The following is an 11,506-nucleotide window of genomic DNA, read 5'->3' as shown; positions in this document are numbered from 1 at the left end:
GTGTATTTTGATTTTGTAGTATTCATTAAATCCTCTTCATTTTGAACGATTAATGAGACTGGTTTCCAGCATTCATCCCCAACTACTATAGCACCGTCTATCTTTTTGTTTTTTAAGAGATACTTTAAGAATGTTGTTACAACTCCCCCGTCCTGCCCTTCTACGTCTCCTTTTCCATAGTAGTATTCTTCTTTAAATTTTTCTCTGATTTTTATTTGATATTTTCCTGATGAGACTCTTGGACAGACCTCAAAGCACATCCCATTTCCTTTTCTTAGACATTCTTCCCCAATATATGGTTTTTCATTAAATTTTACCAAGTTGTTTGGACAGACTATTGCACATGTTGAACATTTTGCACATTGGTTTGTATCAACTATAACATCGTTCAATTTCCATTCCATTAAATCACCTCCATATAGTTGTCCAGCAAAATGATATAATACCACTTCAAATTAGGCATTTTGTTATTACATTTAATCTTAATAAGTTCTGAGGATTTTACAGTATATGATTTAAACAATTATTTTCGCGAAGCAATCGTGACTTTAACCTTTGAAAATTTAAGTTCTGGTTCTTTTGAGAACGGATCCACAGCATCTATTGTAATGAGATTTGCAGGGGAATCACAAAATTCCAAACTATACCCAAATGGTGTAAACAAGTGCTTTCTCTTTATTTTTCCTATTTTTACCATTCTTGTGATTTCTCCCCTGTCAGAGACAAGGGTAATATGGTCCCCTTCTTTAACACCAATCTCGATGGCATCATCGACATTCATAAGGATATAAGGGATTTCCTCCCCTTTTAATATTTCTTTAATTTTTCCAGTTCTTGTCATCGTATGCCATTGTTTTTTTAATCTACCTGTTGTTAAGATGAAATCAAAACTTTCTTTTTTCTCATCTTCAGGTTCCTTGTACTTTGCAGGATTGAATTTTGCCTTTCCAGAATGTGTTGGGAATCTTAAATCTTCATATAGATGCTTTTTACCCCATCTTTTGGGCAAATCTTCATATTCAAAATCTGAAATATCGCACAATCTACCTTTGGTCGCTTTCTTATATTCCTCAAATATTTCTCTGCTGTTTTTGTAGGGGAATAATTTTTCTCCACCCATTTTTTGTGCCAGTTCCGTAAAAATCAGCCAGTCGGGTTTGGCGTTTTCAGGAGCTCCTTTGAACTTTTTGCAAAGAGTTATTGTTCTGTCTCCACCTGTCATAACTCCCTCTTTTTCTCCCCATTGTGCTGCGGGAAGTGCAATATTTGCAAAGTTTACAGTATCTGCATGGTATGCATCCTGGACTACAACAAAAACATCCTCCTTTTTTAGGGCTTATTTGAATTTATTCAAGTTAGGTACTGTCACAGCAGGATTTGTACATACAATCCATAAAAATTTAATTTTCCCTTCAAGTATTTTGTCCACCGCTTCTACAATACTGTATCCTGGCTGGTCTTTTATCTTTCCCTTTTCTATTTTCCAATAGTTTTCTATAAACTCTCTATCCCCCTTATTCCTTACGTCTCTGTATCCCGGAAGACCATTTGCAAGATACCCTACTTCTCTTCCCCCCATAGCATTTGATTGGCCAGTTAATGAAAATGGGCATCCTTTTTCATTCAATCTTCCTGTTGCAAGATGAAGGTTTATTAATGCAAGGTTTTTTGTAGTTCCATTTGAAGATTGGTTAATCCCCATTGTCCAGAAACTTATGAGTTTTTTCTTTTTAGCAAAGAGCTCTGCAACTTCATAAATATCTTTTTCATCTATATCGCAAATTTCTGCTGCCACCCTTGGAGGATATTTCTTAGCTTCATTAAGGGCGTCCTCAAAACCTTCAGTATATTTTTTTATAAATTCCATATCAATCCAATTATTTTCATAAAGGACATATAATACACTGTTTAAGAATACTGTATCTGTTCCAGCCTTTATTGGAATCCATTTATCACTTTTTTCAGCCGTTTCCGTGTATTTTGGATCTATTACTACAATTGAGGCTTCAGGATGTTCTTTTTTTCTTTTTAAGACTCTTCTAAACAATCCTGGATGAGCCCAGGCAGCATTTGAACCAATGAATATATACCCATCAGCATCATCTATATCATCGTAGCTCCCAGGAATACCGTCAGAACCAAAGGCGAATTTGTACCCCATAACAGCACTTGCTACACAGAGTCGAGAATTTGAATCTATATTGTTTGTCCCAATGAACCCTTTGGCAAATTTGTTAATAACGTACATTTCTTCAGTTAACAATTGGCCCGACACATAAAAGTAAATCTCATCTGGAGAAAGGCTTTCTAATTTTTCTTTTAATATCTGGTAGGCGTTATTCCAATCTATTTCTTTAAAATCATCCTTTTTATTTTCCCGATAAAGAACCCTGTTTAATCTTCCAACATCCAAAGCTTTTGGGAGGAGAACCGCTTTTGAACATACACTACCTTTTGTCGCAGGATGGTTCAAATCGCCCTTTATTTTTATATGGTCTTCAGTCTTTACGACCTCCAAACCACACCCTGTTCCGCAGTATGGGCACTGTGTTTTTATCCCCATATTTTCAACCTCTTTAACGTCCGATTTTGTTTAAAACGGCATATTAACCAGTAATAAGCATTATTTATTACCTATTCTTGGATTAATCTATCATTATTTATTACCCTCTGTGAAATTGGAACAATATCATCGTCGTGTCCGACGTATCCCCACTCCATATATCCATCCTTTAATTTTAGCAGGGCAAGGAACGCTATTAATGCGATGGTTCCAAATATCAGATAACCTGGTCCATAGGAGTTGGTAAATTCCATTGCCAATCCCATTGTTGATGATAGATAGAATCCTCCAACACCGCCGGCAGCACCAATTAATCCAGTAGCCATTCCTGTTGCCCTTGGCCATCTCAATGGAACAAGTTGAAAGACCGCCCCATTTCCAAGACCAAATGAAGCAAATAATCCCCACAATAGTGGAATTCCAATTACTGCAGGAGGTACCATGAATCCAAGTAGGTAGTCAAATATGGCTATTGAAGCAAGGGTTGCAAGTAATAACCTAACTCCACCTATCCTATCTGCAATCCATCCACCAATAGGCCTTATTATTGCCCCTGTGAAGGATAGAAGAGACATTAACATACCGCAGGTAACTGGATCAAATCCATACTGTCCGTTTAATATAAATGCTACCGAGCCTGACATCCCAACGAATCCTCCAAAGGTTATTGCATAGAAGAGCATGAATATCCAAGGATCTCTTTTTTTAAGTGCATTCCTATACTCGGGGGATAAGAGGAGAATCGATATTAAACCTGTAATAATCGGCAATATTAGCAATCCGACTTTTCCAGTAACTCCAAACCATCCGTTATATAACGCAAGTGCTGCGGCTATTAATGATACAAAGGTTACGGAAAAATTGAATATTGCATGGTTTTTGAGCTCTGGCTTCTTTGGGGAACTATCCTTAATCCAACTCCAACATAGCATGAATGAAACTGCAAGAAATGCCAGTGCAGTCAATGCCGCAGTTCTCCATCCATAAGTTTCTGCAATTGGTGGGAAAATCAACCCATCCATCATTGCCCCAAGATTACCTGCTGCTGCCAATCCCAAAACAAGACCTTGATATTTTTTTGGATAATTACTCCCTGCCATTGGTAGGGCAATAGCGAAACTTGCTCCCCCAATACCTAAAAATGCTCCAAGAATAAGCAATGTTGTGTAGTTTATTGGGAACAAGTTTACAAACAAGATTGGTAATGCAGATAGGATAATACCCATCATTGCAATGTATTTTCCATTTATTGCCTGGTACATGTAACCGAAGGGAATTCTAAATATGGCGGCTGCAAGGATAGGAACCGCTATCATAAACCCTTTCTCAGCAGGGGATAAACCAAGCTCTGTTGCAATAAATAAACCTAAAGCAGGTCCAAACAATAACCAAACCATAAATCCTGTATCGAAGTATAACAGCGATGCTATTAACGTTTTTATATCTCCACTTTTAAGTGCTTCAATTATACCGAATCTATTTCTTTGTTTTTCAACCATGTTACACCTCTATTTAACTTCCGGTTATACTGTTGTAACACTACACCATAATTCCTATATTAATAAAACAGCCGGTAATCGGAAGCTTTATTCCGAGTTGACTATACATTCAATAATAATATAAAAAAATTTTTGACAACTTTAGCCCAAAAAAAGATATAATTTTTATGAAAAAAATTCAAAAAATAATACTCCGTATACATGGAAAATAATATATACCAAAAAATATTAGTTAGTAATTATTTTAAATTAGTGTGTCTACAAAATAGTAATTAATATTAATTACATGGTGTAAAAATGATAGATTTTGAAAAAATAGATGATATTGATAATGTTGCGATAAAAACATTAGTAAATGCGCCCCTAATGTCAGGGAGAGAGTTAAGAAATACTCTCAATTATTTGAGAAGATTGGCAATAAAAAAGAACGGTAAAAAAAATGTGGAAAAAACTTTAGACTATTGGGCCAATAGGGCCTATGAAATAAGCTTAAAATCATGATTAATATAATACCCCAATAAAAAATAAAAATATGTGTCCTTTTTACTAGCGAAAAAAATTAGAAAGTTAATTAATCTATTTTCTAATTACTTGTTTTATTTTGTTTATTTTTTAAAAACAATAGTAATAACCAATCAAAAATTATATATATGTATTAATATATTTTTAAATTGGAATGCCAAAAATCCGTCATTTTTAGTGCAAAATGAAATTAAATTATCTAATAATTAGATAATTAACTGGCATTCCATATATTAGAAAATCTAATAGGTGAATACATGGGAAAATTGATGGCGCTAATACTGTGTGTAATAGTAGTTATTATGACCACATTTAGTGGTTGTGTATCCCAGTCAGCAGATTCTTCCGCGGCAGATGCAACGTCAGGCTTGGCAGATGAAAATAAAGTTATTAAAATTGTAATGATTCCGGATGAAGATCCAACCAAAATGCTTGAAGATATGAAACCACTGCTTAATAGATTAGAAGAAAAAACTGGCTATAAGTATGAAGTTAATTTAGTTCCCGACTACACTGCAGCCGTGGAGGCATTATTAAATAAAAAAGCAGATGTAGCGTATTTAGGTCCTTTTACTTACGTATCCGCTCATGCAAAGGATCCAAATATCGTACCATTTGCAAAAGAAATTTCAGCAAAAACCGGTAAGGCAACATACAAGAGTATTATTGTAGTTAACAAAGAAACATACGACAAGGGCGTTAAAGATATAAATTCATTAAAAGAACATGCAAGCGAAATTACTTTTGCGTTTGTCGATCCAAAATCAACATCAGGGTACTTAATACCAAGTGGTGCCTTAATAAAGGCAGGAATTGACCCAGAAAAAGATTTCAAAAAAATGATATTTGCAGGAGGGCATGATGCTGTAGAGCTCGCTATTCAAGAAGGAACAGTAAATGCTGGTGCAGACAACGATAAAACATATACAGTAATGACAAATGACGGAACAATATCAAAAGATAAAAACATAGTAATATGGGAATCAGATCCTATCCCAGGATATCCATGGGTTTATAGGGCAGACACACTTCCAGAAGACTTAAGAAATAAAATCAAAGAGGCATTCTTAACCACATCAAAAGAAGATGCTTTAAAAATATCTGGCGGTAAGATAATAGGATACGTTGAAGCCACACCTGATGACTACAAAATTATTGAAGAAAGTGCTAAGGCATTAGGTAAGTTATAATGTTGTAAATACACCATTTAATTTATTTTTTTACAGTTTATAGTGCCCGACATAACAAACTTAAATATATCCTTCAAAATATACCTACTCAACGAAGTTGAGTAGGTATCAGGTTTTGGAATCAAAACCTTTTTCTAAAAGGTTTTGTCTTTAACTATAAATTCATCATACTTTTTTTAGGTGAAAATATGGATGACTCCAATTCTGATTTTGCGATTATTGTTAAAAATTTAAAAAAATCATTTAAAAATAATCAGGTTTTAAAGGGAATTAATTTTAAAATCAAGAGAGGGGAAATTGTCGGCATATTGGGATTAAGTGGAGCAGGAAAAACTACTCTTTTAAGATGTTTAATGGGCTTAGAAACACCGGATGGCGGGGAGATTATTGTAGATGGCGAAAAAATAACTCCTAAAGACAAAGGAATCAGAAAGAAAATGGGTATGGTATTTCAACAGTTTAACCTTATTCCAAGAACTGACGTAATCACAAATGTATTGATGGGAAGATTATCGCATATAAACGATAGGGGTTTGTTGTATAAAATTGGGACACATATTGGCTATTTCCCAAAAAAAGACATTGAAATAGCCATAAATAATATTAAAAAAGTAGGGTTGGAAGAAAAAATTTATGAAAAAATTTCAAGTTTATCAGGAGGTCAACAGCAAAGGGTAGGAATAGCAAGGGTTCTATCGATGGAACCTATTGTAATATTGGCAGACGAACCTGTGGCAAGTTTAGATCCGAAAACATCGGAAGAGATTTTAGGTCTGTTCGTGAATATCTCAAAAAGCGACAATATTTCAACAATTATTAACTTACACCAATTGGATTATGCGAGAAAATATTGCGATAGAATCATAGGACTGTCCAATGGACAAATAGTATTCGACGGAGCTCCTGAAGATGTTGATAAAAAAACTATTGAGTTAATATATGGTGGTACAAATGGGGACATTTAAAAAAAATGGTGTAATTATTGCCATACTATGTACTGCATTATTTTTAATATGTGCAAAGTATGTTGGTTTAACCGTGGAGGATATTTTGGAGCTCCCGAAAATCACAAAATTGGCAAGAGTTCCAAATTTATCAACAATACCTGACTTAATTGATCCGACCATTCAAACACTTGCAATAGCCTATGTTGGAACATTCTTTGGGATAATATCCTCAATACTATTGGGAATATTGGCGTCTAAAAATATGACCATTCATAAAACAGTATATGCAATATCAAGAACAATAATTATGATTGCAAGGGTGATTCCCGATATAGTTTGGGCGTTTTTACTAATACCTGCTGTTGGATTGGGTGCCGCACAGGGAATCTTTGCAATAGCTATTCATTCAACTGGCATGATAGGCAGGTTTTTTGTAGAATCTATTGAAGAAATTGATCCAAAACCATTGGAAGCCCTTGAGACATGTGGGGCATCATATACTCAAAAACTTATGTATGGTGTACTTCCTCAGATCATGCCTTCATTTATAAATTACATACTGTATGCCCTTGACCACAATATTAGAGTTGTAATTATGCTCGGGATGTTTGGAGTCGGAGGTTTAGGTTTTCAGTTTGTCATAAAATTCAGGGTATTTAAATATGAGGATGTATTCGCAATATTATTGGTAATATTCTTAATACTATTCGGTGTTGAAAGATTATCCTCATACATCAGAGGAAAAATAATAGACAAATAAAATAAATAAAAAATTAAAATACTATAACTTTATCGTAAATCTTTCCATCAATCTTTGAAACTTTATCGTAAAATTTGGAAATTTCTTCTGCATCTCCTTCAACAATAAAAACTTCTACTTTTTTATTTTTTCCACAGGAAGTGGTTACATAGGACTGATTTATCGATTTAACTACACTGTTGTGTTCAAAGTATATTCTGCTCATTTTTTCAAGTGATTCTTTTGTTGGAGTATAAACAACAATAATAATCCCACTAATATTTCCTTCCCTATTTAATTGGTTGTTCTCTAATACTTGCTTTCTTGTAGCATCTCTTATTAATTCACTTCTACTTGAGTAGCCTTTCTTTTTAACAACATCGTCTATTTCCTTTAAAAGAAATTTTGAGAAGGATATACTAATTCTTTCAACATTTACCATTTTTTCCCCGTATCTTCAAGGTATTTTAAGATATTAAAACATAGTCCGGCGTAGTACGCATAACCTGATCCAACACATTATATGTGGATTAAAAATAATTCATATTCAAAATAGTTAAAAAGTTAAAGTTAATGTTTAGAGTGCATTTTCAAGTGTTAGATCCATCATTTCCTTAACAGCCTTTGCAAGATTTTCTGGTAGTCCCGAAATATCCACACTTAAGAAACCTTTTATAATTAATGAAGTGGCTTCGTCCTCTGTCAATCCTCTTGACATTAAATACTGCAACTGTTCTTCTGCAATCTTTCCTACTGCAGCTTCATGCGATAAATCCAAATTTGCTTTTTTAGCTTCCAGCTCTGGAACTGCATGTAGATGTGCATCATCTGAGAGAATAAGACCTTTACATTCCAGGTGTCCTTTTACGTCCTCATTTTCTCCCACAATATGTCCTCTTGCTATTATTTCAGCATTATCAACAACAATTACCCTTGAAACCATATCGGCACTACTGTTCTTTCCTGAGAGAACGACTCTTGACCCCATATCCATTTTGGAGTTACCTTTACCATAGAGTATGGTCTGGAATGTGGCTTTTGAATTTTCACCAACGCAGTAAGCTGTTGGGTAGCTCTGTATTGATTTTACAGGCATCATTGTAACGTAATTATTTATGAATACACCGCCGTCTTCAATAATTATTCCTGTCCTTGGCCTTACATGAACGTTTTCTCCCCAGTTGTGTATCATGGTAAATGTCAACTTACCTCCTTTCTTTATATAGAACTCTGAAACCCCTATGTGTAATCCTGATTTAACATGCGGTGAAGTTGTACAACCAGTAATTACGTGTAACTCTGCACCTTCTTCAACTATTATTATGTTGTGGACGTTCTGGGAGACATTCTCACTTCCAATTAAAAGACAGGTTTGAAGAGGCATAGTTTCCTTAACTCCTTTCGGAGCTCTGATGAAGTAACCTTCCGTTAACTCCAATTCAGTTCTTGCAGTATATTTGTCAGATATTTTAACTGCATTCCAGTAGTATTCGTCCAAATCATACTTTTTTAAAGCCTCGGATATAGGCATTATCTCTACTTTAGAGCTCATCTTTGAATAAACGGCTTCATTGTTTATTTGAAGGTATGAACCAGATGTGGCTTTTTCTTCAACATCAACACCTACATTGTAAAGTGCCTGTTTGTATTCCTCATCCAGTTCAGCTAATGATGATATAGATATCGTCTCATCTTCTATTCTATATTCGCTTAAATCTATGTCCTCCCCTAATGGTGCAGGAACATCTTTGTATTTTTCTGCCATTTCTCTTATTGTTGAGAGCTTCTCTCTTGATAACATGCAATACACCTCTCATAACCATGTTTAATTATTTGATCAAGAATCTCTTTAGGGCTTCCAGAGCATGCGATAACTCCATCGAATAATATATGTGCTTTATCAACATCCATAAAGTTTAATATGTATCCTAAGTGGGTAATTATAAGACCGGATTTTTTTCTATCGCAGAGTTTTTTATTTTTATCCAATAGTTCGTTTATTAATTTACCTAATAGTTCTACGTTTTCCACGTCAACCCCACTATCCGGTTCATCAAACATTATAAAGTCAGGATCTTGGGCAAATATTTGGAGTATTTCTGACCTCTTTGCTTCACCACCAGAAAACCCAACATTTACGTCCCTCTCAAGGAAGTCTTTAAATTTAAGGGTTTCAGCCATCTTTTCTACTTCTTCCCAATCCCTTTTTGAAATAACCTCCAACAGGGTTTTTAATTTAACTCCTGGAATTGCTGGAGGACTTTGATAGGAGATTCCAATTCCAAGTTTTGCCCTTTCATGCATTGGCATGTCTGTTATATCTTTTCCCCTAAAAATTATACTTCCATTTATAACCTCGTACTTTGGATTTCCAAGGATTGTATTTATAAGGGTTGATTTACCTGCACCGTTGGGACCAAATAGCACATGAGTTTCTCCCCTTTCAATGTGCATATGTATGTCTTTCAAAATTACCTTATTTCCTACCTTAACCGATAAATCCTCAATTTGTAACATTTAATCACCATCTCTTGGTTTTCTCTACGATCGAGACAAATCTCTTACTCTTACGAGATTTTAAACTCACAAACTTAATCAAATATTTAAGTTTGTCGAGAGCAGAAAATCGTAATTTGGTTTTCATCTAGCTTTAGTTTTTATGATCATCCGTCACATGCTTTAAAATGGCTTTACTTATTTCATCTACGCTATCTAAAACTGTTATGCCATCCATCTTTCGAAGTTTATCAACATTTTCTACATCTTCCTTCCTGATATATAACTTTAAAGTTCTTCCCCCAGGAATTATTGTTTCAATTTCACCTATTTTGTTATCCGGCGGATAGATATATATGGGCACTTTAGCCTTTGCCCCTTGAGCAACAGAATTTGTTATCAAGGTGTCAGCTATACAATGAGTAATCTTAGCAACTGTATTTGCAGTTGTAGGGGCCACAAGGAATAAATCGTATTTTCCAGTTTGTAGCTTGCCAGGTAAAAATGGGGCATTTGCATTTACCTCTTCCCTTATATCGTAAAACTCATCTATTAATAGGTCCCAAAGTTTGTACCACTTTAAAACCACTTTCGCATTTTTTGAGGCATATATGTCCACGTCAAGATTGTACTTATTTTTTAATTCGACCATCAAATCTACAATTTCCTCTATCTTATCCCCGCATCCGGTTATTCCCCAGGCTATTTTTACCATTCGATCACCTTTATAGTCGTTTGACATTTATTTGATTCATGATATATATGGGTATTTAAGATTTAAGTTATAACTTTCTTTCGTCAAACGACTGTGTACCCTTTAAGGCATTATAAAATTTATTTAACGTCTTTCTTAAAACTCTGAGACCTTCTTCATCTGCTTCTACCCCATCTTTACCTAGGTCCCGCGACCAAAACGTGGCCCCCAGATTTGCCCCAAAGGAGCCTCCGCCAATTGGAATCATTTCGTTTATTATGTAAAAATCATGTATTGTCCTTAAAGCTACTTCCTGCCCTCCATTCCTATCGCCACCTATTGCAATACCCATTCCATATTTACCTTTTAAAACCTGAGGGTCTTTTGCAACTATTGCCCTACATCTGTCCATTAAAGTCTTTAGCTGTCCTGAAATATTTCCTTGATAAACTGGAGTTCCCAGTATAACACCGTCTGCCCATATCAAACCATCATAAAATTCATCCATATCATCCTTATGAATACATCCTTCCTTTTTTCTTATGCAGAAATCACAGTGAATGCAGAATTCCAACTTTTTTCTTGATACCGATAGGTATTTTATTTCACACCCTTTATCATTCAAATAATCAAGTGCGTAATTTATCGCAAAATGAGTCCCCTGCAGTCTTGGACTAGCACTAATGCCTAAAATCTTCATATTTTCAACCATCCTGAAAAATTAAATATGCTGTAAAATACTGTAAGTTACACCACATTATTATTGTAAATCCTAATCATTTACATTTATCTACCAATAGTTAGTTTTTTAGATTATTTATATTTTTTCATATAATATTATTAATAATTCACGAGT

The 11,506-nt window shown here is 34.7% G+C and carries 11 protein-coding genes and 1 pseudogene; 4 read left to right on the top strand and 8 right to left on the bottom strand.

Translation table 11 applies throughout. The annotated features are described in order from the left end of the window. From F555_RS08825 to F555_RS0100640, 3 genes and pseudogenes are all read right to left on the bottom strand, one after another. A partial coding sequence (locus F555_RS08825) for a coenzyme F420 hydrogenase/dehydrogenase beta subunit N-terminal domain-containing protein (protein ID WP_040682733.1) occupies nucleotides 1–404 on the bottom strand: 404 nt, incomplete at its 3' end. A 119-nt stretch (nucleotides 405–523) separates the two neighbouring features. Then, nucleotides 524–2,563, bottom strand: a pseudogene (locus F555_RS08820) (nitrate reductase). A 71-nt stretch (nucleotides 2,564–2,634) separates the two neighbouring features. After that, nucleotides 2,635–4,062 (bottom strand): MFS transporter, encoded by a 1,428-nt coding sequence (locus tag F555_RS0100640; protein WP_018153296.1) that lies wholly within the window; start codon nucleotides 4,060–4,062, stop codon nucleotides 2,635–2,637. 297 nt (nucleotides 4,063–4,359) lie between these two features. On the opposite strand from F555_RS0100640, the gene F555_RS0100635 reads away from it, so the two are divergent. The 4 genes from F555_RS0100635 (at nucleotide 4,360) to phnE (ending at nucleotide 7,481) form a co-directional block, all read left to right on the top strand. Continuing rightward, entirely contained in the window at nucleotides 4,360–4,563 is a 204-nt protein-coding gene (locus F555_RS0100635; protein WP_018153295.1) for a hypothetical protein, read from the top strand. A gap of 278 nt (nucleotides 4,564–4,841) precedes the next feature. Then, nucleotides 4,842–5,774: a phosphate/phosphite/phosphonate ABC transporter substrate-binding protein gene (locus F555_RS0100630; protein ID WP_018153294.1), complete on the top strand. Its 933-nt coding sequence runs from the start codon at nucleotides 4,842–4,844 to the stop codon at nucleotides 5,772–5,774. Nucleotides 5,775–5,962: 188 nt separating this feature from the next. Further along, the gene (gene phnC / locus F555_RS0100625; RefSeq protein WP_018153293.1) at nucleotides 5,963–6,739 is read left to right on the top strand and encodes a phosphonate ABC transporter ATP-binding protein; all 777 of its coding nucleotides are present in this window, start codon (nucleotides 5,963–5,965) and stop codon (nucleotides 6,737–6,739) included. Further along, nucleotides 6,726–7,481 (top strand): phosphonate ABC transporter, permease protein PhnE, encoded by a 756-nt coding sequence (phnE, locus tag F555_RS0100620; RefSeq protein ID WP_018153292.1) that lies wholly within the window; start codon nucleotides 6,726–6,728, stop codon nucleotides 7,479–7,481. The genes phnC and phnE overlap by 14 nt, the downstream gene beginning before the upstream one ends. A gap of 13 nt (nucleotides 7,482–7,494) precedes the next feature. Here the strand turns inward: phnE and F555_RS0100615 are convergent, their stop codons facing one another. The 5 genes from F555_RS0100615 to F555_RS0100595 form a co-directional block, all read right to left on the bottom strand. Continuing rightward, nucleotides 7,495–7,902, bottom strand: a complete 408-nt coding sequence (locus F555_RS0100615; protein ID WP_018153291.1) for a CopG family ribbon-helix-helix protein — start codon at nucleotides 7,900–7,902, stop codon at nucleotides 7,495–7,497. Between the two features lie 135 nt (nucleotides 7,903–8,037). Then, nucleotides 8,038–9,261, bottom strand: a complete 1,224-nt coding sequence (locus F555_RS0100610) for a SufB/SufD family protein (RefSeq protein ID WP_018153290.1) — start codon at nucleotides 9,259–9,261, stop codon at nucleotides 8,038–8,040. Beyond that, nucleotides 9,231–9,977 (bottom strand): ABC transporter ATP-binding protein, encoded by a 747-nt coding sequence (locus tag F555_RS0100605; protein WP_018153289.1) that lies wholly within the window; start codon nucleotides 9,975–9,977, stop codon nucleotides 9,231–9,233. The genes F555_RS0100610 and F555_RS0100605 overlap by 31 nt, the downstream gene beginning before the upstream one ends. A gap of 133 nt (nucleotides 9,978–10,110) precedes the next feature. Next, the gene (gene afpA, locus F555_RS0100600; protein WP_018153288.1) at nucleotides 10,111–10,671 is read right to left on the bottom strand and encodes an archaeoflavoprotein AfpA; all 561 of its coding nucleotides are present in this window, start codon (nucleotides 10,669–10,671) and stop codon (nucleotides 10,111–10,113) included. A gap of 67 nt (nucleotides 10,672–10,738) precedes the next feature. After that, nucleotides 10,739–11,350 (bottom strand): flavodoxin family protein, encoded by a 612-nt coding sequence (locus F555_RS0100595; RefSeq protein ID WP_018153287.1) that lies wholly within the window; start codon nucleotides 11,348–11,350, stop codon nucleotides 10,739–10,741. Nucleotides 11,351–11,506 lie beyond the last annotated feature (156 nt).

The sequence above is a fragment of the Methanothermococcus thermolithotrophicus DSM 2095 genome, assembly GCF_000376965.1.
GTDB lineage: Archaea > AGJL01 > Methanococci > Methanococcales > Methanococcaceae > Methanothermococcus > Methanothermococcus thermolithotrophicus.
Note: the sequence above shows the minus strand (reverse complement) of the source record. Positions and strands in the feature narration are given on the sequence as shown.